Origin of the sequence: Actinomadura rugatobispora (assembly GCF_042656285.1) — a bacterium.
GTDB classification, from domain to species: Bacteria; Actinomycetota; Actinomycetes; order Streptosporangiales; family Streptosporangiaceae; genus Spirillospora; species Spirillospora rugatobispora.
Genome location: NZ_JBHSON010000017.1, coordinates 1 through 22,894 on the forward strand (window position 1 = coordinate 1; position 22,894 = coordinate 22,894).

Here is a 22,894-nt window from a genome sequence, read left to right on the forward strand (position 1 = left end):
CTGTACGTGCTGGGCGGCGACGGGACGGTGGCGGCGCTCGACCTCGCCACCCGGCGCGTGACGCGGCTGTGGCGGGTGCCGGGCGGGGGCGCCGCCGGGGCGGGCGGCGTGATCGGCGCGAAGGGCGCGGCGATCGCGGGCGCGGCGGTGGTCGTGGCCGCGGGCGGCGGCACCGCCGTGTACGTCGCCGCCGACGACGGCCCGCAGGCGCCCCCGCTGACCTTCTCCCTCGCCTCGCACCAGGACGCCACGTCCACTCCCCCGTTCCAGGTCAACGGGCGGATCGTCCGGGTCGGCGGCGGCGCCGACCCGGCCTTGGCGCAGCGCGTCAACGCAGCGCTGCGCGCCCCGGTCGACACGCGCGCAGCCGAGTACCGCCGCGCGCTCACCGACTTCCGGGGCGAGCCGTCGTCCACGACGGTCACGCCGTCGGTGCGGCTGGGCGGGCCCCGCTACCTCTCGGTCCGGTACGACTTCGTCCTTGCCTCGCAGGCGCTCGGCCACTCCAGCTGGAGCCGCGCCCGCACCGTCACCGTCGACCTCACGACCGGCCGCGCGCTGCGCGCCGAAGACCTGTTCCTGCCCGCCGCGCTCACCGGGAGCGGCCTGCAGACGCTGACGGCCCGGATCCGGGAACGCGGCACCGGCACGTGCTTCGCCGACCGCCCGCCGTCCCTGGGCATCCCCCAGCTGAACGGGCCGTACGTCCAGCTCGCGCTCACCAAGGGAGAACTGGAGCTGTCCCTGGACGCGCCCGGGCTCGGCACCTACGAGATGGCCTGCGGCCAGCCCGTGGTCAAGATCCCCTACGACCGGCTCTCCGGGCTGCTGCGGCCCGAGGTGGTCAAGGCCGTCCCGTTCCCGCCGTCGTCGGTGCGGCCCTCGGGCCGTCCCTGACCGGCGGCCGGTTTCGGCGCGCCGCCGCCCTCCGGCCGGGCGACCGCGGCCCCGGCCAGCAGCAGCACCGCCCGGGGCGTGCCGACGTCGGCGGCGAGCGCGCGGGCGATCCGCCGCCGCGAGCCGGGCGGTGCGGGGCCCGGCGCGTACCGTGCCTGTTCGGCGTCGGCGGCCACGGCCGCCACGTGCGGGCCGATCCGGCCGAGCTGGTCGCGCAGGTCGCCGAGGGTGGTGGCGGGCGTGACCGTGCCGCCGGTCCGGACGACGAGCCGTTCCAGCAGCTCGCCGTCGTGGCCGCCGCCGCGACGCGAGCGGCGCCGCAGGGTGAGCCCGACGACGGCGGCCAGCACCAGCGACAGGCCCGCGGCCGGGCCGGCGAGGGCGAAGCCGCCCTTGTCGGGTGCGGGCGGCGGCGACAGCGGGTCGACCTCCGCGGCCACCTCGGCGTCGGCCGCCGGGGTCGGGTCGAACGGCACCCAGCCGACGCCCTCGAAGTAGACCTCGATCCAGGCGTGCGCGTCGGTGTCGCGCACCTTGTAGATGCCGTCCTCGGACCTGCCGGTGGCGAACCCGGCGACCACCCGGGTCGGCACCCCCGCCAGCCGCAGCAGCAGCGCGGCGGCCCCGGCGAAGTGCTGGCAGTAGCCGGTGCGGCTCGCGGTCAGGAAGTCCAGGATCGGGAAGCCGACGCCGCGCTCCACCTCGGTGGAGTAGCGGAACCGCCCGCCGCCGGTGAGGTGGCGCTCGACCCGTTCGACGACCTCGTACTGCGAGCGCGCGCCGCTGCCCAGCTGCCGGGCCGTCTCGATGACCTCGCCCATCGCCGGGACGCGCTGGATGAAGCGCTCGAGCCGGGGCGACACGTCCGGCGCCGCCCCGTACTGGCCGAGGTTGCCCGCGAGCCGCTCGCCGCCCCACCGGTACATGAGGTTGGTGTAGGCGTGCAGGGCCGGGTCGGTCGGCGGCGGCGCGGCCCGCAGCGCCTTCGGGTCGGTCCGGACCATCTCCGCCTGGACGCGGTAGGTGTCGTCCTGCCGGGGCTGCGGGATGACGCGCTGCGCGTCCCCCGGCATCGTGTCGATCTTCCCGGACGCCTCGACCGAGGTGATGTGCCCCGGCGAGACGACCTGGGAGTCGCGCAGGCCGCGCACCGTCACCTCGATGGACACCGGCTCGGCGGCCGGCTCGGGCAGCCGGTCGCGCACCACCCCGCCGCCGACCTCCCAGCCGCGCCAGCTGTAGCGCTCCAGCACCTGCATCCGCCACAGCGCGGGGCGCGGCGAGGCGATCTCCAGCATCGTCGCGCCGCTGCGCCGGTCGGTGATCGGGCCGTAGGACTGGGTGGTGTTGAGCGTGCGGAACTGCTCCTCGCGGCCCACCATGTCGTCGACGTTCAGCCACTGCGAGCGGGGCCCGAGCGCCTGCGCGGCGACGGTCGCGACGAGGGCCGCGGACGTGCCGAGCGCCAGCACGGGCAGCGCGGCCCGGCGCGGCGCGAACCACAGCAGCCCGGCCAGCAGCAGCGCGGCGCCCGGCCAGGCCGTCTCGTCGGTCTGCCGGATCGCGGCGGCCACCGCCCACGGGACGGCGACGACCGCGAAGGCGGTGCCCGAGCGCAGCCGGGACGCGGGCGCGGGCGCGGCCAGCGCGGCGGCCAGGAGGTAGAGCACGCCGGCGCCGAGCAGCCAGACCGAGCGGGTGCCGATGTCGCCCGCCCGCTCGCCCGGGACCAGCAGGGCCAGCTCCCGCACGCCGTCCGACAGCGCGAGCACGATCGTGTCCCAGGCACCCGGCCACAGCCAGCCGGCCGGGGCGCCGCCCGCCAGCACCGCCGCGGGGATCCAGGCGAGCTGCGCCGCCGCCGCGAGCCGGACGGGGAACCGTTCGACGGCCAGGGCGCCGGCGGCCAGCGCGACGACCGGGGCGACCCACAGCACCCTCCAGCCGAGCAGCGGCACCCACGCCGCCGCCGTGACCGCGACCGCCAGCAGCAGTCCCGCGGCGCGCATCATCGCACCGGCTCCCGGTCCCTGGGCGCGGCGCCAGAAGCTTTGGGCCGCCTGAGCGGCGCGCCGTCCAGGGTGACGGCGAGGGCCTCGCCGTGCCCGGCCGGCAGCGGGACGACACCGGGCGGCAGCGGCGGACGCGGCGGGCCGAGGTCGAGCCCCGGCGGCACGTGGACGACCGACGAGCCGCGGCCGCCGGGCGGGCGCCGCGCCTGCCCGTGGCCGCCCTCCTCCAGCAGCGCGAGGCGGCGGTGCAGCGCCCGCCAGCCCGGCGCGTCCACCACGGTCATGGGGGTCGCGGCGCCGGGGAGGAGGACCTCGCAGCCGCCGCCGCGCGCCAGCGTCAGCGCGCATCCGGCGGCGGCCCGCGCCACCCAGTCGACCGCGCGCGGGTCGGCGGCGCCCGCGGTGTCGACGATCACCAGCGGCAGCCCGGTCGGGGGCGCGGCCATCCGCCGCTCCTGCAGCTCGCCGCCGCGCGCCAGGGACGCCCAGTGGATGCGGCTGATCGGGCTGCCGGGCACGTAGGGGCGCAGCCCGTCGGGCTCCAGGTCGTCGGCGCGGGCGCCGCGCGGCGGGACGACCCGCGCGTCGGTGCCGGGCTCGGGCAGGACCAGCACCGGCTCGGGCACCCCGGCGGTCAGCGGACGGCGCACGATCCCGAGCGGATCGCCGAGCCGGATCCGGGACGGCCCCACCGCGAACGCGCCGCGCCGCTCGACGAACAGGTCGACGGTGCCGCCCTCGCGCTCCAGCGGGACCCAGATGCCCTGGCCGGTGTCCACCTCCAGGCGGACGGGCAGCCAGGACGGCGCCCGCACCCGGAACTCCAGCGGCAGCGGCTCGTCCTCGCGCACCTCGCGGACCGGCACGGTGCGCTCGACCGCCAGCCGCCCGGACGCCGGCAGCACCACGACGGCGGCGCCGGCCACGGTCAGCACCAGGCCGGCGGCGAGGGTGAAGAGAGTGAGGGAGGGCAGCGCGCCCGCGAGCGCGACGAGCATCGCGGCGGCGAGCAGCCACAGCCACCAGCGCCCGCCGATCCGGTCGGCCCGCTCGGCCCGCCGCCGCCGGCGGCGGGCGGTCACCGGGCCGGTCATCGGGCGCGGACCTGCCCGACGGCGTCCTCGACGATCTCCCGTGCCGCGCTCGACGGTGCCGCCGCGGTGGGCTGCAACCGGTGCGCCAGGACGGGGACGGCGAGGGCCTGCACGTCGTCGGGCAGCACGAACGCGCGGCCGTTGAGCGCCGCGCGCGCACGGGCCGCCGCCAGCAGCAGCAGCCCGGCGCGGGGGCTGGCGCCGACCTCCGCCAACGGGTGCTCGCGGGTCGCCGCCAGCAGCCCGACGACGTACCGCAGCAGCGGGTCGGCGGCGTGCACGGCCGCGGCGCCTTCTTGCGCCGCCAGCAGCCGCTCGGGGTCGGTGACCGCGGCGGTGCCCGGCTCGGGCCCGGCCCGGAGCAGGTCCATCTCCTGCTCGGGCGTCGGGTAGCCGAGCGAGACCTGCGACAGGAAGCGGTCGAGTTGCGCGGGCGGCAGCGGGTAGGTGCCGTCGTAGCCCGCGGCCGGGTTCTGCGTGGCGATGACGATCATGGGAGCGGGCAGCGGCCGGCTGTCGCCGTCCACGGTGACCTGCCGCTCCTCCATCGCCTCCAGCAGCCCCGACTGCGTCTTGGGGGTGGCCCGGTTGATCTCGTCGACCAGCACCACGTTGGCGAACACCGGGCCGGGCCGGAACTCGAACTCGCCGCGGTCGGCCCGCCACACGTTGGCGCCGACGATGTCGGCGGGGAGCAGGTCGACGGTGGCCTGCACGCGGGCGAAGCGCCCGTCGAGGGTGCGGGCGAGGGTGCGGGCCAGCTGCGTCTTGCCGACGCCGGGGTGGTCCTCCACCAGCAGGTGCCCGCCCGCCAGCACGGTCGCCAGGACGACCTCCAGCACCTCGGCGGGCATCCGGACCGCGCGGCCGATGCCGTCGCGCAGCCGCTCGCCGAGCCGGGCGACCTGGTCGACGGTCAGCGGGACGCGCTCGCGCGGGGTGACCGACAGGGAGCGCGGCGCCGGGGCCAGTCGGCCGTGCGGCGCCGTGCGGGTGTGTCCGTTGCTTTCGGGAATCGCTTCCATGGCTCCCTTGGGGTCTGCGGTCACCGCTCGCACTCACAACGCGGACGAGGCGCCGCACTGTTCCATACGGCATGGGGCGGGGGCCGCGTTCACGGCCGCCCCATGCCGTCGCTCGCGCAAGACGGGACGGCGGCGTGTGCCCCGTCCCGCGTCGGCAGTCTTCCCACCCCTGCCGAAAAAGCACCTAAAGCCCCACGAAGCGGAAGCGTCGCGCGCAGGGCGGCGGCGCGGCCGGGACGCGCCGGACCCGGAGACGCGGAACGGCCGGGACGGTCGCCCGTCCCGGCCGCTCGCACGCGCCGCACCGCGCCCCGGAGGGCGCGGCACCGCTCACTTGCGCTTGGTGATCTCCTCGGTGAGCTGCGGGGCCACCTGGAAGAGGTCGCCCACCACGCCGTAGTCGACCAGCTCGAAGATCGGCGCCTCGGGGTCCTTGTTGATGGCGACGATCGTCTTGGAGGTCTGCATGCCGGCCCGGTGCTGGATGGCCCCGGAGATCCCGACCGCGATGTACAGCTGTGGCGAGACGGTCTTACCGGTCTGGCCCACCTGGAACTGGTGCGGGTACCAGCCGGCGTCGGTCGCGGCGCGGGAGGCGCCCACGGCCGCGCCGAGCGAGTCGGCCAGCCCCTCGATGATGGTGAAGTTCTCGGCGCCGCCGACGCCGCGTCCGCCGGAGACCACGATCGCGGCCTCGGTCAGGTCGGGGCGCTCGCCCTTCTCCTGGACGACCTTCTCCACGATCTTGGCGGCCTTGTCGGCGTCCGTCAGCGCCACCGAGACCTGCTCCTCGGCCGGGGTGGCCGGGGACGCCTCGGGCGCGACCGAGTTCGGCCGCACCGCGATGATCGGCGTGCCGGTGTTCACCTTGGCGTGGGCGATGATGCCGCCGCCGAAGATGGAGTGCTCGCCGACGAAGCCCTCGGCGACGTCCACGACGTCGGTGAGGACGCCGGAGCCGGTCTTGACGGCCAGCCGCCCGGCGATCTCCTTGCCCTCGGCGGTGGCCGACACCAGCACCGCGGCGGGCGACTTCTCGCTCACCAGCTGGGCCAGCAGGCTCGCCTTGGGGGCGACGACGTAGGAGTTCAGCTCCTCGTCGGCGGCCACGTAGACCTTGGCGGCGCCGTACTCGGCCAGCCTGTCCTTGGCGCCCTCGTAGCCGGGACCGATCCAGACCGCGGCGGGCTCACCGAACCGCCCGGCCAGCGTCAGCAGCTCGAGGGCGACCTTCTTGACCTCGCCGTCGACATGGTCGACGAGGACGAGAATCTCAGCCATTATCCGTGCTTCCCTTCCTCGCTCAGACGAACTTCTTCGACGCGAGGAACTCGGCGATCTTCGCGCCGCCGTCGCCCTCGTCGGTGACGATCTGGCCCTGGGCCCGCGGCGGGGCCTCGGCGAAGTCCACCACCGCGGTGGCGGCGTTCGCCAGGCCGACCTGGCCGGCCTCGATGCCCGCGTCGGCGATGCCGAGGGTCTCGACCGGCTTCTTCTTGGCCGCCATGATCCCCTTGAACGACGGGTAGCGCGGCTCGTTGATCTTCTCGACCACGCTCACCACCGCGGGCAGGCTCGCCTCGACCTTGTCGTAGCCGTAGTCGGTCTGCCGCTGGATCTTGATGGCGGTGCCGTCGATCTCGACCTTGTTGGCCAGCGACAGCTGCGGGACGCCGAGGCGCTCGGCCAGCATCGCGGCCAGCACGCCGGTGCGCGCGTCGGTGGACTCCGAGCCGAGGATCACCAGGTCGAACCCGGTGCGGCCGAGGACCTGCTGGATGGCGTACGAGGTCTGCAGCGCGTCGGAGCCGGTCAGGGCGTCGTCGATGAGGTGCACCGCCTTGTCCGCGCCCATGGCCAGGGCCTTGCGGATCGAGTCGGTCGCCTTGTCGGGGCCCATGGTCAGGACGGTCACCTCGCCGTCGTGGGCCTCCTTGACGCGCAGCGCCTCCTCGATGGCGTACTCATCGAGCTCGTTGATGACACCGTCCGCGGCGGCACGGTCGAGCGTGCTGTCGTCGGACTTGAGCTTGCGCGGGCTCTCCGTGTCGGGAACCTGCTTCACCAGGACGACGATGTTCATGGCCGGTGGCCGACCTCCCATGCACTCTTCTGGGCCGCTGGGGTGAGCGGCAGAGGGGCGCCGCCCAGGGCGGGTCGACGCGGTCTGACATGCGTTAGCACCTCACAGCCTGCCAAACACCCGAACGCGCTTCGGCCCCGGGTCCCTGATTAAGCCGTGCACCCCATATGTTACTCGCTGGTAGCCTAGTGGCAAATCCCAGCGTTCGAGACATTACCCACCCGCCCTCCGGCCGCGGAGAGCCGGTACCCGCCTTAGCGTCCCGTGACGCGGATCACTCGCCCGCCCGCGCCCGCGAGGGGGTCACTGGATGGCGTGCTGGAAGCGGGCGACGCTGCTCTCCAGGGTGCTCTGCAGGCCGTACATCGGCGCGAGGCTGGGCGTCAGGGAGATCGCCGCCACCACGGCGCCCAGGGCCAGCACGCCCAGCACGATCCCGGCGGGCACGATGCGGCCGGGGCCGCGCACCACGGAGGCGAACGCCTCTTCCAAGCGGCGGCGCGGGCCCCGGGCGCCCGGCACCGCCCAGAGGACGCCGACGGCCGCGCCCGCGCCGAACGCGCACGCGCCCAGCGGATCCACCTCGACCCCGAGCAGCGAGATCGCGGCCAGGCCGAGGGTGACCAGCACCGCCACCGGCGCCGCGCACACGACGCCGAGGGCCGCGCCGCCCACGGCGCGGGCCGCGCCGTCCGAGCCCGCCCGCAGGACCGTCACCGCCGCCAGCGACAGCGCGATCCCGGCGAGCGGCATCGCGATGGCGATCCCGACCGCGATGACGACCACCATCGCGGTCAGCAGCCGGGACCAGGCCCGCGCCACCGCCAGTTCGTGCGCCTCGCGCCGGTCCTGCCCGGGGGTCGGCGCGGCGTTCGGCGCGGTGGGGGCCGGCACCGGCGGCGCCGCCTCTCGCACCGGGGAGGCCGCGGACGAGGGCGCGGCAGGAGCGGGCGCGGACGTTCGCGCGCCCTCGGCGAGGACGGGCTTGAGCGCGGCCACCTCGTCGGCGAGCCGCTCTGCGGTGAGCGGAGCGCCCCCCTGCTCTTCGGCCGCGGCGTCCCCGGTCGCGAGTTCCCCGGACGCCGCCTCCAAGAGCGGCCGGAGCGCCTCGGGAATCGCCTCGCCCGCGACGGCGACGGGATCGGGCGCGGTCAGGCACCGCGCGTCGGCGGTCGCGGCGAACGCCACGGTGGCGGCCCACGCGCGCAGGTCGCGGGCGGGCTCGCCGGGCACGAGGGCGAAGTCGATGACCACCGGCGCGCCGTCCACCACCAGGACGTGGTCGGGACGCAGATCGCCGTGGGTCAGCCCGGCCCGGTGGATGGCGGCGACGGCCTTGGCCAGGCCCAGCGCCATCCGGTGCAGCCCGGCGCCCTCCAGCGGGGCCGTCAGCCACTCGTCCAGCGGCCGGCCGGGCACGAAGCGGCTGACGACGTACGGCCGATCCCCGTCGCCCGCCCCGTCGAGGACGTCCACGACGTACGGGCTGCGCACCTCGCGCATGGCCGCGACGTCGTAGGTCCCCGGGGGCAGCACCCTGATCGCCACGTCGCGCCCGCCGGGATCGGCGGCGCGGTGGACGACGCCGACCCCGCCGCCGACGCGGTCCAGCAGCCGGTACGGCCCGATGTGCTCCCGGTGGCTCGTTTCCCTGCTCATAAGGATCGCCACCTTACCGATCATGCGTAGCCGAGGTGGCGCATCTCCGCTTCCAGCGTGGCCTTGAACGCCTCGACCTCGTCCCGGACGTAGGCCTCGCGCATGCGGCGCACGGTGAACCGCCTGGCCCGCACGTCGTCGGCGCCGATCACCTGGGCGAGCTCGCGATGGTCGCCGCCGAACCAGGTCCGCAGCTGGCCGACGAAGGCGTCCACCTCGGCGGGGTCGTACCCCTCCTTGAAGCGGACCCGGGTGAAGCGGGCCCCGGCCAGCAGCGCGGCGACCCGGCCGGTGTCGACGAGCCGGCCCGGCGGCAGCGAGACGCCGCCCAGCAGGCTGCGGGCGTGCGCGGCGTACGTCGTGGCGGCCCGGATGATCTCGGCGAGGCGGGGCGCGTTGGCGGGCACCCCGGTGCCGACCTCGGCGTCGCGCACCGCCCGCGCCGCCGCCTCCAGCGTGCGGCGCGCGTACGCGGCCGAGTCGTCGGCCCAGCTGCCGCCCAGCGCGCGGAGCCGCTCGGCGACGGCCAGCTCCCGCTTGACCTCCTGCAGCGTCACCTCGATCACCGGGAGGGTCAGCGCCAGCCCGGCCCGGGCGAACGCCTCGCGGCCCCCGGCCGACGGCTCGGGCTCGGGACGCGGCGGAGCGGGCGCCGGCTCGGGGCGCGGGCGGTGCAGCCGCGGCGCGATGGAGCCGGGATTGACGAACCTGGCGTTCAGCTCGCCCGCGCTGGGCCGCAGCGCGGGATCGCGGGCCAGGCAGTCCTGCAGCACCTCGCGCAGGTCGCGGTCGATGCCGGCCAGGTCGGGCTCGCCGGTCAGCACCCGGCGGACGAACGCGGCGGGGCTGGTGGCCTCGTACGCGCGCCGCCCGGTCGCGGCGAACGCCACGGTCGCCGCCCACGCGAACACGTCGGCGGCCGGCCCGGCCTGCCTGCCCTCCACGACCTCCGGGGCGACGTACCCGGGCGTGCCGACCGGGCCGCGGGTGAGCGGGTCGGCGCCGGTGAGGTAGGCGATGCCGAAGTCGATGACCACCGGCTCCCCGGCGACCATCATCACGTTGCCCGGGTTGATGTCGCGGTGCACGCTCTCCGCGGCGTGCACGGCCTGCAGCGCCCCGGCCAGGCCGCCCGCCAGCCGCAGCAGCGCGTCCCGCTCCAGCGGGCCCTTGCGGCGGACGACGTCCAGCAGCGCGGTGCCCTCGACGTAGCGGGTGACGATGTAGGGCGGGTCGGCGTCGAGGCCGTGGTCGACCAGCTCGACGACGTGCGGGTCGCGGACGCGCCGCATCGCCTCGACCTCGCGCCGCAGCCGGTCCTTGGCCTGGAACTCGGCGGGCAGCAGCGGCAGCAGCGTCTTGATCGCGACCATCCGGCCGTCGTCGGCGCGGGCCAGGAAGACCTCGCCCATACCGCCCTTCCCGAGCCGCTGCAGCGGCCGGTACGGGCCGATCGGGGCGAGTGGACGGGGCCGTGCCGCGCGGGCGGCGGCAGGCATGACCACGCCCCCGCCCGTGCCCCCGCCCGTGCCGCCGCCGGTCGGGCCGGTGCCGCCGCCGGTGGAGGGGCCGCTGCCGCCCGAGGCGCGCATCCCCAGGCCGATGGAGTCGGGCCGCAGCGCGCGCAGCCGCCGCACCAGCCCGTCCGCCCCCGGGCGCTGCGCCGGGTCGGACGCCAGCGCCTCGGCCAGCAGCCCGCGCACCTCCTGCGGCACGTCGCCCAGATCGTGGTCGCCCCGGATGATCCGTACGCAGACCGCGGCGTCGTTGGGCGCGTCGTACAGGTCGCGGCCCGTCGCGGCGAACGCCACCATCGCCGCCCACGCGAACACGTCGGCGGCCGGACCCGCGTCCTCGCCCTCCAGCAACTCGGGCGAGAGGTAGCGCCAGGTGCCCGACCGGCCCCCGGTGTGCGTCAGCCGGGTGTCGTCGACGCCCTGGGAGATGCCGAAGTCGATGACGACGGGCTCGCCCGCCTCCAGCAGGACGTTCCCGGGCTTGATGTCGCGGTGGACGACCCCGGCCCGGTGGATGGCGTCCAGGGCCTCGGCGGTGCCGGTCGCGACCCGCCACAGCGCCGCGCCGGTCATCGGGCCCGCGGTGCGCACCTCGTCCAGCAGCGGGCGGCCCTCGACGTAGCGGGTGACCACGTACGGGATAGGCGCGTCCACGTCGAACGTCAGGACCTCCGCGACCCGCGGGGTGGTGACGCGTCCCATCGTCTCCACCTCGCGGCGCAGGCGGGTGCGCGCGTCGCCCGCGTCGACCAGGTGCGGGTGCAGCGTCTTGACGGCGACCTCGGAGCCGTCGGGCGCGACGGCGCGGAACACCTGCCCCATGCCGCCCGCGCCGATCAGCTCGACGGGGCGGTACGGGCCGATCCGCTCGGGCAGCGCGGCCGCCCCGCGCACGGGCGCGTCCACGAGCGCGGGCATGGGCACGGGCGCCGCCATGGGCATGGGCGGGGGGAGCCGGAAGTCCTCGGACATGGGAGCAGGGGTCGTCAGATCAGCGGGAGCCCGGAGACCAGTTCACGGATGCTGACGCGGAGGTCTTCGAGGCTCTGGCTCATGCCGCCGATCGGCGTGGTGTCGGGCGGCTGCTGCTGCGACAGGGCGACCAGGACGACCGCGAAGACGCCCACGATCAGCGCGCCCGCCAGCGCCGCCTCGGTGCGCGGCAGCAGGGCGCCCCACAGCCGCGCCATCTGGCGGCGCGGCGCGCCGCTGCCGGGCGCCAGGCACAGCAGCACGATCACGGCCATGCACGAGTACGCGATCGCCCTCGACGCGGTCATGTCGGGGTTGGCGAACATGAGCACGACCAGCAGGATGAACCCGGCCAGCGCGGCCAGGCCCGCCAGCAGCAGCGTCATGAGCACCGCGCCCGGCAGGTGCAGCGGCGTCTTGAACGCCGCCGCCATCGCGTCGCCGGAGCGCGGGCCGCGCCGGGTCCGCTTGTTCTCCATACCCTTGGCGGCCTTGTCGCCCATCCGGAGCACCAGCACGCCGACCACCGTAACGGCCAGGGAGAGAACCGGGGCGATGTTCGCAAATCCGAGCAAGGCGACCAGGACGAGGAAGCTGAGCACCCGGTACCAGCCGTACGGCTTGGCCGCCTCCCGGTCGCCGGGCCGCCGCGCGTCGCGCTGCTGCTGGTCGGGCCGCCGGTCGGAGCGCTGGTCCGGCCGCTGGTCGGGCCGCGGCTGGGTGCCCGGCCCGTACGGGTCGTACGGCGCGGGCCCCGGCGGAGGGGCGCCCTGGTCACCGCGCTGCAACGCGCCGCGCGACGGCTGCGGCGGCTGCGGCGGCTGCTGCTGGGGCTGGTACGGAGCGTAGGACGCCTGGTCGTACCAGCTCTGGTCGTACCGCTGCCCGGTCTCGTACGGGCTCGGCCCGGGCGGCGGCACCGGCGGCGGCGCGGCCGGGGGCAGCATGCCCTTGAAGTCCTTGGGCTGCGACGGCGCGGGCGGCGTCGGCGGCGGGACGGGAGCCGCCGCCGGGATCGGCGGCGGGGTGGGCGGCGGCGTCTCGACCGGCCGCGACGCCCGCCCGTCCTGCGACGGCTGCGACACCGAGGGCTGCGAGGCCGACGGCGGCATCGAGAACGTCTGCGCGTGGTCGGTCGGCGGCCGCTCCACCGGCTGCGAGGCGCCCGGCGACCCCTGGTCGGGCAGCGTGAAGTGCTCGTCGACGCGGGTCGTGTCGGTGATGGTGGTCTCGAAGTGGATCCGCCGGGTCAGCTGCCCCAGGCTGACCGCGGTGGGCCGCTCGGCGGGGTTGCGGGCCATCGCCGAGCGCAGCACCGGCATCAGCGCCTCGGGCACCCCGTCCAGGTCCGGCGTGCCCGACATGATCTTGTAGAAGATCGACTCGAAGGTGCCGGAGCCGAACGGCGGCCGGCCGGTGGCGGCGTAGGCCACCGTGCCCGCCCAGGCGTGCACGTCCGACGGCGCGCCCGCGTCCTCGCCCTCGATGATCTCCGGGGCCAGGTAGCCGGGGGTGCCGATCACCATGCCGGTGGCGGTCAGCCGGGTCGCGTCCGCGCCCTGCGCGATGCCGAAGTCGATGACCACCGGCTCGGTGTCGACCAGCATCACGTTGCCGGGCTTCAGGTCGCGGTGGATGATGCCCGCGCCGTGGATCGCCGACAGCGCCGAGGCCAGCCCGACCGCCAGCCGCTGCAGGGCGTGCCCGTAGATCGGGCCGTCCTCCTCGACCAGCTCCTCCAGGGTGCGGCCCGGCACGTACTGGGTGACGATGTAGGGCCGGTCGGCGGTGACGTCGGCGTCGAGGATCTCCGCGACGTTCGGGCTGTGCACCCGGCGCATGGAGTCGACCTCGCGCGCCAGCCGGCGGCGCGCGGTGGCGTCGCCGGCGACCGCGGGCCGCAGCACCTTGATGGCCACGTTGCGCCCCTCCGGATCGGCGCCGAGGTACACGACGCCCATCCCGCCCTCCCCCAGGGTCTTCAGGACGCGGTAGTGGCCGATACGGTCCCCGGACGTGGCAACCCCCTTCATCGTTTACGAAACCCTACCTTCGCCTCTATGGCCGAGTGGAGCCGAGTGGATCGGCGCGGCCGTATCCGGCATCGTCGGGTCCTGCCCTTCCCGCGCCCCGTGACTATGCGAACATCACCCTTCCGCCCTCGGCGGCGCCGGCGTTCCCGGGCGCCAGCGCGCCGGCGAACCAGCGCGCGGTCGGCCGCCGCGCCGGGTCGCGGCGCAGCCCCAGCGGCAGCAGCGAGGCCAGCGGCTCGCCGAGTCCCGCCAGGTCGTGCTCGCCGCGCAGGATCCGGAAGCACACCGCGTGCAGCGTCCCGCCGCCGAACGGCGGGCGCCCGGTGCCGGCGTAGGCCAGCGTGGCGGCCCAGGAGAACACGTCCGACGCGGTCGTCGCCGGCTCCCCCTCGATGATCTCCGGCGGCAGGTAGGCGGGGGTCCCGGCCACCATGCCGCGGACGGTGGTCCGCCCGGCGTCCCGGCCGTGCGCGATCCCGAAGTCGATCAGGGTGGGCCGGTCGCCGAGCACGATCACGTTCTTGGGCGCCACGTCGCGGTGCAGCACCCCGGCGTCGTGCACCGCCGCCACCGCCAGCGCGAGGCGGCGGGCCAGCCGGGGCAGCCGCTCGCCGCCGAACGGGCCGTACTGGGCGACCAGGTCGCCCAGCGGGCTGCCGGCCGCGTACTGCATCACCACGTACGGCCGGCCGGCGGCCACCTCCCCGCCCAGCAGGCGCGCCACGTACGGGCTGTCGACCCTGGACTGCGCCGCCATCTCACGGGCCAGCGCGCCGCGCCCCGCCGGCTCGGCCGCGTACTCGGGCCGCAGCTCCTTGACCACGACCTCGCGGCCGGCGGAGTCCATGGCCAGGTGGACGACGGACGTCGTCCCCCGGCCGATCTCGTCCAGCAACCGATACCCACCCAGTCGCCGCTGAGTCCCCATACACCCTTTGACGCCGGAAAAGCGGGAGTCGTTCCTATCGAGATGCTTCCGTGATCATCTTTGTCCGGTGGCGGTCATCCGGCCTTGCGGGCGGCCTGGCGGGCGCGGCGCTCCGCGCGGCGCTCCTCGAACTTGGTCGCCGCCGCGTCCAGCTGCGCCAGGAACTCCGACAGCTCCTCGCGCGCCTTGTCGCCGTCGCCGGTGAGGTCGGTGCGGTCGAACACGCCCCACTTGCGCAGCACCGGGGTCAGCACGTCGTCGTGGTGCAGCCGCAGGTCGTAGATCCCGGCGTTGGCGATGATCACGGACTTGCGGAGGAAGCCTTCGATGCCGGCCCCGGGCATCTCGAACGCCTTGACGACCTCGGTGACCGCCCGCATCGTCTCGTTCGGGGCGATCTCCAGCGCGGCGGCCAGCAGGTTCCGGTAGAAGATCATGTGCAGGTTCTCGTCGGCCGCGATCCGGGAGAGCATCTGCTCGCAGATCGGGTCGCCCGAGGCCTTGCCGGTGTTGCGGTGCGCGACCCGGGTGGCCAGCTCCTGGAACGACACGTACGCGATGCCGTGCAGCATCTCGGTGCCGTGCGTCGGCTCGTACCCGACCTCCATGTGGTGCATCCGGGCGCGCTCCAGCGCGATCGGGTCGACGGCCCGGGTGACGGTGAGGTAGTCGCGGATGGCGATGCCGTGCCGGTTCTCCTCGGCGGTCCACCGGTTGACCCAGGTGCCCCAGGCGCCGTCGCGGCCGAACACGTCGGCGATCGCGCGGTGGTAGCCGGGCAGGTTGTCCTCGGTCAGCAGGTTGACGATCAGCGACTCGCGGGCCTCGGTCCCCAGCTTGGAGTCCTCGGGCGTCCAGCCCTCCCCGCCCAGCGGACCGTCGAAGTCGCGGCCCTGCCCCCACGGGACGTACTGGTGCGGGAACCACTCCTTGGCCATCGACATGTGCCGGTCGATCTCCTTCTCGACCACCGGCTCGAGGTCGAGCATCAGCCTGGTCTGCAACGGCACGGGCATTCCTGCGTCCTTCGCTGTACGAGGGGGCCGGGGCCGGCTGGCCACCGACCGACGGCATCGGAAAACGGTTCCCAAGCAGGCACGACACAACCTACTTAACCGTAGGTTCGATGCTCGCGAGCCCCGTGCCCCCCGTCAAGTCACCCCACGCACAACGCGCACGCGCATTTTCTTGTAGACGTGAGCGAAACTCCGGTCCCGCTTTTGTCATCGTCCGCCGACGGTCAAGGAGTGCCGGCGGGGGTCAGCGGGTGTCGGCGGCCTGGCGCCACATCCGGTTGGCCGCCGCCCTCAGCAGCGGCCTCGGCATCATCCGCAGCGCGGGCAGCGCCGCCTTGTACTGCGCCCCCGGCACGCACAGCGCCCGGCCCGCCGCCACCGCGTCCAGCCCCGCCCTGGCGACGTCCGCGCGGCGCAGCCACAGCAGGCCGGGCTCCGACTCCTCGTCGGTGCGGGTGAACCCCGGGCACAGCGCCGTCACGTGCACGCCCCTGCCCGCGACCTCCGCGTGCAGGCTCTCGGAGAACGCCGTCACGTACGCCTTCGTCGCCCCGTAGGTCGCGCTCCCCGGCGACGGCGCGAACCCCGCCATCGACGCCACGTTCAGCACCCCGCCGCGGCGCCGCTCCAGCATCCCCGGCAGCGCGGCGTGGGTGAGCCGGACCAGCGCCGCCACGTTCAGCTCGATCTGCCGCAGATGATCGTCCAGGGGCAGGTCCGAGAACGTTCCGAACGCACCGTGACCTGCGTTGTTGACCAGCAGCTCCACCGGGTCGGTGCGCAGCCGCCGCTCCACGTCCCCGCGCTCCAGCGGATCGGTGAGGTCGGCCGCCACCACCTCCACCGCGACCCGGTACCGCTCGACCAGCTCGCGCGCCAGCTCGTCCAGCAGGCCGGCCCGGCGGGCCACGATCACCAGATCGGTGCCGCGGCCCGCCAGAGCCCGCGCGAAGCTCTCCCCGATCCCGCTGGAGGCGCCGGTCACCAGCGCCGTGCGGTACGCCTGTCGCATGGCGCGAGATGCTAGCGACTGGCGGACTCTGTCGCGATCAATCCGGCATGTCCGGTAGCGATCTCGCAGCCCCGCGCTCAGCGGCCGGTGAACGTCGCCTTCCCCGGCCCCTCCTCGACGAAGCTGCGCATGCCGTTCTTCTGGTCGTCGGTGGAGAACAGCGCCGCGAACTGGGTCCGCTCGATCTCCAGGCCGGTGCCCAGGTCGACCTCCCAGCCCGCGTCGATGGCCTGCTTGGCCGCCCGCAGCGCGATCGCGGGCCCGCCCACGAACGTCGCCGCCCACTCCCGGGCCGCCGCGTACACCTCCGCGTCCGGCACCACCTTCTCCACCAGGCCGATCTCCAGCGCCTCCGCCGCCGACAGGTGCCGCCCCGAGAAGATCAGGTCCTTGGCCCGGGCCGGGCCGATCAGCCGCGCCAGCCGCTGGGTGCCGCCCGCGCCCGGGATGATCCCGAGCTGGATCTCCGGCTGGCCCACCTTGGCGCCCTCGCCCGCCACCCGGAAGTCCGCGCACAGCGCCACCTCCAGCCCGCCGCCCAGCGCGTACCCGTTCACCGCCGCGATCACCGGCTTGGGGATCCCGGCCAGCGCCTTCGCGAAGTCCTGCAGCAGCCGCGAGTGGCCCCCGGCCATCTCCGCGTACGACATCCCGGCCATCTCCTTGATGTCCGCGCCCGCCGCGAACACCCGCTCGCCGCCGTAGAGGATCACCGCGCTGACCTCGTCGTCCTGGGTGACCTCCCGGGACGCCTCGATGAGCTCCCGCTGCATCTGCGCGTTCAGCGCGTTCATCTTGGGACGGTCCAGCCGGATCGTCGCGATGCCGTCCTCGACCTCCACACGCACGAACTCCGCCACAACGCCCTCCACAGGTCACTCGTTACAGAACCGTTTCCGAGATGCCCCAGAGCCTAACTTCCCGGCCCTTCCCGGCCCGCGCCGCCCGTCCCGACCGGCCGCGCCTGTCACACCCCGCTGGTAGCTTCAGGACCGGCCGCCTCACCTGCACGTCCGGGGGAACTGCGTCATGCTCGTCGCGCACGCCACATGGCACGGCGGTGCGCTGTGCCTGTGGGCCGAGCGCACCGGCCCCTACGACACCGGCGCCTCGGAGACCCACCCGTTCGCCTCCCGCGACTTCACCGGCACCTCCTACGAACCCTTCGTCAAGGGCGCCGCACGGGTCGAGCTGACGATGACGCTCCCCACCCACGGCGGCCTGCCGACGCCGTCCGCCGAGCTGGGCCCGCGCCCGATCGACGGCGAACCGGGGCTGCGCGGCTGGCGGGTGCCCGCCCTGGTGCTGGAGCCGTTCCCCGCGATGGCGCTGCTCCAGGCCGCCGAGGACGCCGCCGACGTGATCCCCGGCTCCGACCTGCGCTACCTGTGCCTGCTCGCCGACGAGGCCGTGCACCTGGCCGGGCGCGGCCGGGTGCTGCCCCGGCTGCTGCGCGAGGACGGCGACCTGGTCGCCCGCTGGCACCCCGTCCTCGACGACGCGGGCCGCCTCGGCGACCTCGTCCGCGCCATGCCCGCCGCCTGCCGCGCCGCCGACGGGGGCCGCCCCGCCGCCGAGGTCCTGCGCGAGGCGCTGTGCGGCCTGGTCGACACCGCCGTGCGCGGCGTCGTCCCGCACCCCCTCCTGCCGGTCCGGCGCGGCAAGGTCCCCGACCGCGTCCCCCTGGCCGAGCGCTGGGTCGAGGCGCTCACCGGGCCGTCCCCCGAGGTGCCCCGCGAGCCCCGCGACGACGCCGACGACCTCATCGCCGAGCTGGACGCCTGGGCCGCCGCCGCGCGCCGTCCGTCCGGCCCCCTCCGCGTCTGCTTCCGCCTCGCCGAACCCACCCCCGGCGTGCCCGGCGGCGACGTGCTCGACGCGGCCGCCTCCTGGACGCTCGACCAGAAGGAGCGGCCCGGCGACCCGTGGCGGGTCGAGTTCGCCCTCCAGGGCACCGACGACCCGAGCCTGTACGTGCCCGCCGCGATGCTCTGGGCCGGGGAGGCCGCCTCCGTCCCCGACGCCGAGGAGACGCTCCTCACCGGCCTGGGCCGGGCCCTGCGCCTCTTCCCCGACCTGGCCGCGGCCCTCGACACCCCCACCCCCTTCGAGCTGACGCTCGACACCGCCGGGGCGTTCCGCTTCCTGCGCCAGGCGGCCCCGATGCTGTCGGCCGCGGGCTTCGGCGTCCTGCTCCCCCAGTGGGCGGGCAAGGCCAAGCTCGGCATGAAGCTCACCACCCGCAGCCAGGACGGCGAGGGCTCCGGCGCCGTCGCCTCGTCCGGTTTCGACCTCCAGGGCATGGTCGACTTCCGCTGGGACCTGGCGATCGGCGACGACACCGTCGACGAGGCCGAACTGGAGGAGCTGGCCCGCCTCAAGACCCCCCTCGTCCGGCTGCGCGGCCAGTGGGTCGAGCTCGACGAGGAGCAGCTCCAGGCCGCCCTCGACTTCCTCCGCCACCCCCGCCAGGGCACCATGACCGCCGGCGAGGCGATGCGCGCGGTCATCCACGCCGGCGACGACGCCCTCCCCCTCACCGAGGTCGACGCCGACGGCGCCTTCGGCGTCCTCATCAGCGGCGAGTCCGACCGCCGCCTCACCCCCATGACCACGCCCGAGGGCTTCAACGGCACCCTCCGCCCCTTCCAGGAACGCGGCCTGGCCTGGCTCACCTTCCTCGAAAAAGTCGGCCTCGGCGGCATATTGGCGGATTCAATGGGTTTGGGAAAAACGGCGCAGACGCTGGCGTTGCTGGCCTCGGAGCGGGAGGACGGGGCCGCGCCCGCGCCGACGCTGCTGATCGGGCCGATGTCCCTGGTCGGCAACTGGCAGCGTGAGGCGGCCAAGTTCACGCCCAAGCTGCGGGTCTACGTCCACCACGGCACGGCGCGGCACCGCGACGACGATCTCGTGGCGGCGGTCGGGCGCTCCGACCTGGTCCTGACCACCTACGGCACCGCGGCGCGCGACGCCGAGTCGCTGGCCCGGGTCCGGTGGGGGCGGGTGGTGTGCGACGAGGCGCAGGCCCTCAAGAACAGCGGCACGCGGCAGGCGCGGGCGGTGCGGAGCATCCCGGCGCGCACGCGGATCGCGCTGACCGGCACCCCGGTGGAGAACCACCTCACCGAGCTGTGGTCGATCATGGAGTTCGCGAATCCGGGGCTGCTGGGGCCGCGGTCGGCGTTCCGGGAGCGGTTCGCGGTGCCGATCGAGAAGGACGGCGACGAGCGGGCGGCGCAGGCCCTCCGGCGGGCCACCCAGCCGTTCGTCCTGCGGCGCCTCAAGACCGACAAGTCGATCATCTCGGATCTGCCGGAGAAGCAGGAGATCAAGGTCTACTGCAACCTCACCCCCGAGCAGGCCTCGCTGTACCAGGCGACGCTCGACGACATGCTCGCGCAGATCTCCGAGTCCGACGAAAAGCAGCGCCGCGGGCTGGTGCTGGCGACGATGGCCAAGCTCAAGCAGGTCTGCAACCATCCCGCGCACCTCCTCAAGGACGGCTCGCGGCTACCGGGGCGCTCCGGAAAGCTGGAGCGGCTGGAGGAGATCTGCGCGGAGGTCCTGGACCAGGGCGAGAAGGCGCTGGTCTTCACGCAGTACGCCGAGTTCGGCTCGATGCTGCGGCCCTACCTCGCCTCCCGCCTGGAGCGTCCCGTCCTGTGGCTGCACGGCGGCACGTCCAGGACCGAGCGCGACGAGCTGGTGCAGCGCTTCCAGTCCGAGGAGGAGCCGTCGGTCTTCCTGCTCTCCCTGAAGGCCGCGGGCACCGGCCTCACCCTGACGGCGGCCAACCACGTCGTGCACGTCGACCGCTGGTGGAACCCCGCGGTCGAGGACCAGGCCACCGACCGGGCGTTCCGCATCGGCCAGACCAGGAACGTCCAGGTCCGCAAGTTCATCTGCGTCGGCACCATGGAGGAGCGGGTGGACGAGATGATCGAGCGCAAGAAGGCGCTGGCCGAGTCGATCGTCGGCACCGGCGAGGACTGGCTCACCGAGCTGTCGGTCGCCGAACTCCGCGACGTGCTGCGCCTGTCGCCCGAGGCGGTGAGCTCCTGATGGAGTGGCGGCCGCCGATCGAGGCCGACGGCATCCGCGCGCGGACGTCCCGCGGCTCGATCGGGTCGACGTGGTGGTCGCGCCGGTTCATCGACCTCGTGGAGTCGTTCGCCGACTCGGGCCGACTGCAGCGGGGCCGGGCGTACGCGCGCAAAGGGCAGGTGCTCGACCTGCGCGTGGAGCGGTACGAGGTCACCGCCCGAGTCCAGGGGTCGGTCGAGGAGCCCTACGAGGTGGCGCTGGGCATCGACGCCATCCCCGAGTCCGGCTGGCGCCGGGTCGAGGAGGAACTGGCGTCCCGGGCGGTCTTCCAGGCACGCCTGCTGGCCGGGGAGATGCCCCCGGAGATCGAGTGGGTGTTCGCCGAGCTCGGCCTGGCCCTCTTCCCGGGCGCCGCGGAGGAGCTGCACATGATGTGCAGCTGCCCCGACTGGGGCGACCCGTGCAAGCACGCCGCCGCCGTCCTCTACCTGCTGGCCGAGGCGTTCGACGACGACCCGTTCCTCATCCTCGCCTGGAACGGCCGCACCAAGGACCAGCTCCTGAAGGCCCTGCGCCGCCGCAAGACCGGCGCCCCCGACCCGCTGGAGATGGAACCCGAGCCTCTGACGGCCGACGGTTTCTGGACGCCCCCCACCGGCCTGGCCGCCCTGCGCGAGCGGCGCCCCACTCCACCCGTCCCACCCGGCTTCATCCTCCAGGTGGCCACACCCCCGCCCGTCCGCATCCGCCGCCGAGACCTCACCGACGTCCTGACCCCCGCCTACGAGTCCCTGGCCGACCCCACCTGACCCGGTGCGTAACGCTCGCTGCGCGGTTCCTGTGTCTCCCTTGCCTGGGTTCTGCCAGAAGAGGGTGCCGTCGCCTCGGGGGGTGAGCTTCTGCAGGCCGCCCAGGGTGCAGCCGTCGCCCGGGGTGAGGAGGCGGCTGGAGAAGATGACGATCTCGCTTTCGGCGGAGACGAGGGTCGCCATGGCCTGGCATCGGCCGGCGGTGACCTTGACGGCCTCCTGGCCGACGGGGGCGTTGCGGATCTCGACGGTTCGTCCGGGGGCGGTGCCCGAGCGCGGTTTGTCGATGGTGACGCGCCAGGTGCCGTGGTACTGCCTGCGAGGCCCAGTGGACGGTGCCGTCGCCGTTCAGGGTCATTCTCTGGCGGGCGCCCTGGCCGCATTTCCCGGTGGGGAGGCTGCGGGTGGTGTGGGTGCGGATCTCGATGGAGGGGCCGCCGGCGAGCAGGGTGGCGTTGAACTCGCACAGCTCGTCGTTGTTGGCGGAGCGGACGCGGGCGACGGTGTCGCCGGCCCAGCCCTGTTCGACGGTGATGCGGCGGAGCCACTGGGAGCCGGTGCCGTTCCTGCGGACCCAGCCCTCCCAGGTGCCGATCATTTTGGCGGGGACGACGCCCTTGGCGGCCGGGCCCGAGCTCGTGGGGGCGGCCGGAGGTAGGCGGCGGGGGGCACGGGGGGCGGGTTCTGGTTCTTCGGGTCTTCGAGGTCGAGGAGGGCGGCGGCGTGGCGGCCCAGGACCCTGTCTCGGTGGCCTCAGGTACCGCGCGAGCGCGTTACCTGGCCGGTGAGGCGATGCCGGAGGCGAGCTTCACCGGCCAGATCGCGAAGCGATGCCGCGCTCGCCAAGGACCGGTTAGGGGCGAGCCGCCAGGCGAGCGCCGTAGGCCGGGACTTTGAGACACAGCCCAGTTCGGAGATGACGTCGGGGGGCAGCCAGGACGGGGGCACCGGCGGCAGCGAGTCCAGGATCTCGGCGAGACTCGGGCGCCGCGTCGGGTCCTTGGCCAGGCAGGATTCCACCAGGTCGCGAACCGGTCCGGACAGGTCGCCCAGGTCGGGGGGTTCCTGGGCGACGCGGAAGAGGAGGGCGTGCAGGCCGCTGTCGCCGACGCTGAACGGCTGCCGTCCGGTCGCCGTGTACGCCAGGACGGAGCCGAGGCAGAAGATGTCGCCGGCCGGGGTGAGGGGCGTGCCGCGGACCTGCTCGGGCGACATGAAGCCGGGCGAGCCGATCAGGGCGCCGGTGCGGGTGGCGACGCCGGCGTCCACGGACCGGACGATGCCGAAGTCGATGACCCGCGGCCCGTCGATCGTGACCAGGACGTTGGAGGGTTTGAGGTCGCGGTGGATGAGGTGGCGGCCGTGGACGGCCTGGAGGGCGCGGGCGAGGCCGGAGGCCAGGGCCAGGACGGTGGCCTCCGGGAGGGGGCCGTGCCGTTCGACGGTCTCGCTGAGGGTGGGGCCGGGGACGTAGCCGGTGGCGACCCAGGGGGTGTCGGACTCGGGGTCGGCGTCCAGCACGGGCGCGGTCCACGCGCCGCCGACGCGGCGGGCGGCGTCGATCTCCTGCCGGAAGCGGCGGCGGAACCGGGGGTCGCGGGCGAGTTCGGCGTGCACGAGCTTGACGGCGACCATGCGCCCGGTGCGGGAGCGGCCCAGGAAGACCCGGCCCATGCCGCCGGCGCCGAGCCGTCCGAGCAGCCGGTAGTCGCCCGTCCGCCGCGGGTCCTCGGGCCGCAGGGCCTCCACGCGCGCTCCCCCTCGCCTCGAGATGATCAATCGGCAGGATA

Annotated in this window: 16 protein-coding genes; 3 read left to right on the top strand and 13 right to left on the bottom strand. The window is 74.9% G+C overall.

Going from position 1 to position 22,894, the window contains the following annotated elements; genetic code table 11:
* The coding region (locus ACFPZN_RS14300; protein ID WP_378282413.1) for a hypothetical protein at positions 1–897 on the top strand (897 nt) is incomplete at its 5' end.
* On the opposite strand, the gene ACFPZN_RS14305 is transcribed toward ACFPZN_RS14300, so the two are convergent.
* The 12 genes from ACFPZN_RS14305 to ACFPZN_RS14360 all read right to left on the bottom strand — a co-directional run bounded on the left by ACFPZN_RS14305 (position 807) and on the right by ACFPZN_RS14360 (position 17,108).
* Positions 807–2,909: a transglutaminase-like domain-containing protein gene (locus ACFPZN_RS14305; RefSeq protein ID WP_378282414.1), complete on the bottom strand. Its 2,103-nt coding sequence runs from the start codon at positions 2,907–2,909 to the stop codon at positions 807–809. The genes ACFPZN_RS14300 and ACFPZN_RS14305 overlap by 91 nt on opposite strands.
* Positions 2,906–4,003 carry a DUF58 domain-containing protein gene (locus ACFPZN_RS14310; protein ID WP_378282415.1) on the bottom strand — a complete coding sequence of 366 codons (1,098 nt, stop codon included), beginning with the start codon at positions 4,001–4,003 and terminating at the stop codon, positions 2,906–2,908. Before ACFPZN_RS14310 ends, ACFPZN_RS14305 begins: the two co-directional genes overlap by 4 nt.
* Positions 4,000–5,028 (bottom strand): AAA family ATPase, encoded by a 1,029-nt coding sequence (locus tag ACFPZN_RS14315; RefSeq protein WP_378282416.1) that lies wholly within the window; start codon positions 5,026–5,028, stop codon positions 4,000–4,002. Before ACFPZN_RS14315 ends, ACFPZN_RS14310 begins: the two co-directional genes overlap by 4 nt.
* 330 nt (positions 5,029–5,358) lie before the next feature.
* Positions 5,359–6,309: an electron transfer flavoprotein subunit alpha/FixB family protein gene (locus tag ACFPZN_RS14320; protein WP_378282417.1), complete on the bottom strand. Its 951-nt coding sequence runs from the start codon at positions 6,307–6,309 to the stop codon at positions 5,359–5,361.
* 22 nt (positions 6,310–6,331) lie between these two features.
* Positions 6,332–7,111, bottom strand: coding sequence for an electron transfer flavoprotein subunit beta/FixA family protein (locus tag ACFPZN_RS14325; protein WP_378282418.1), 780 nt, complete (start codon positions 7,109–7,111; stop codon positions 6,332–6,334).
* Between the two features lie 303 nt (positions 7,112–7,414).
* The gene (locus ACFPZN_RS14330; RefSeq protein ID WP_378282419.1) at positions 7,415–8,770 is read right to left on the bottom strand and encodes a protein kinase family protein; all 1,356 of its coding nucleotides are present in this window, start codon (positions 8,768–8,770) and stop codon (positions 7,415–7,417) included.
* A 20-nt stretch (positions 8,771–8,790) separates the two neighbouring features.
* Positions 8,791–11,259, bottom strand: coding sequence for a serine/threonine-protein kinase (locus ACFPZN_RS14335; RefSeq protein ID WP_378282420.1), 2,469 nt, complete (start codon positions 11,257–11,259; stop codon positions 8,791–8,793).
* A gap of 14 nt (positions 11,260–11,273) precedes the next feature.
* Positions 11,274–13,292 carry a serine/threonine-protein kinase gene (locus tag ACFPZN_RS14340; RefSeq protein WP_378282421.1) on the bottom strand — a complete coding sequence of 673 codons (2,019 nt, stop codon included), beginning with the start codon at positions 13,290–13,292 and terminating at the stop codon, positions 11,274–11,276.
* 103 nt (positions 13,293–13,395) lie between these two features.
* Entirely contained in the window at positions 13,396–14,187 is a 792-nt protein-coding gene (locus ACFPZN_RS14345; RefSeq protein ID WP_378282422.1) for a serine/threonine-protein kinase, read from the bottom strand.
* 107 nt (positions 14,188–14,294) lie between these two features.
* Positions 14,295–15,236: an acyl-ACP desaturase gene (locus tag ACFPZN_RS14350; RefSeq protein WP_378282423.1), complete on the bottom strand. Its 942-nt coding sequence runs from the start codon at positions 15,234–15,236 to the stop codon at positions 14,295–14,297.
* A gap of 244 nt (positions 15,237–15,480) precedes the next feature.
* On the bottom strand, positions 15,481–16,248 hold the full coding sequence (locus ACFPZN_RS14355) for an SDR family NAD(P)-dependent oxidoreductase (protein ID WP_378282424.1): 768 nt from the start codon (positions 16,246–16,248) through the stop codon (positions 15,481–15,483).
* Positions 16,249–16,325: 77 nt separating this feature from the next.
* Positions 16,326–17,108 carry an enoyl-CoA hydratase/isomerase family protein gene (locus ACFPZN_RS14360; protein WP_378282425.1) on the bottom strand — a complete coding sequence of 261 codons (783 nt, stop codon included), beginning with the start codon at positions 17,106–17,108 and terminating at the stop codon, positions 16,326–16,328.
* Between the two features lie 169 nt (positions 17,109–17,277).
* On the opposite strand from ACFPZN_RS14360, the gene ACFPZN_RS14365 reads away from it, so the two are divergent.
* Positions 17,278–20,313, top strand: a complete 3,036-nt coding sequence (locus ACFPZN_RS14365; protein WP_378282426.1) for a DEAD/DEAH box helicase — start codon at positions 17,278–17,280, stop codon at positions 20,311–20,313.
* Positions 20,313–21,104, top strand: coding sequence for an SWIM zinc finger family protein (locus ACFPZN_RS14370; RefSeq protein WP_378282427.1), 792 nt, complete (start codon positions 20,313–20,315; stop codon positions 21,102–21,104). Before ACFPZN_RS14365 ends, ACFPZN_RS14370 begins: the two co-directional genes overlap by 1 nt.
* Positions 21,105–21,857: 753 nt before the next feature.
* Here ACFPZN_RS14370 and ACFPZN_RS14375 read toward each other — a convergent pair.
* Positions 21,858–22,853, bottom strand: a complete 996-nt coding sequence (locus tag ACFPZN_RS14375) for a serine/threonine-protein kinase (RefSeq protein ID WP_378282428.1) — start codon at positions 22,851–22,853, stop codon at positions 21,858–21,860.
* Positions 22,854–22,894 lie beyond the last annotated feature (41 nt).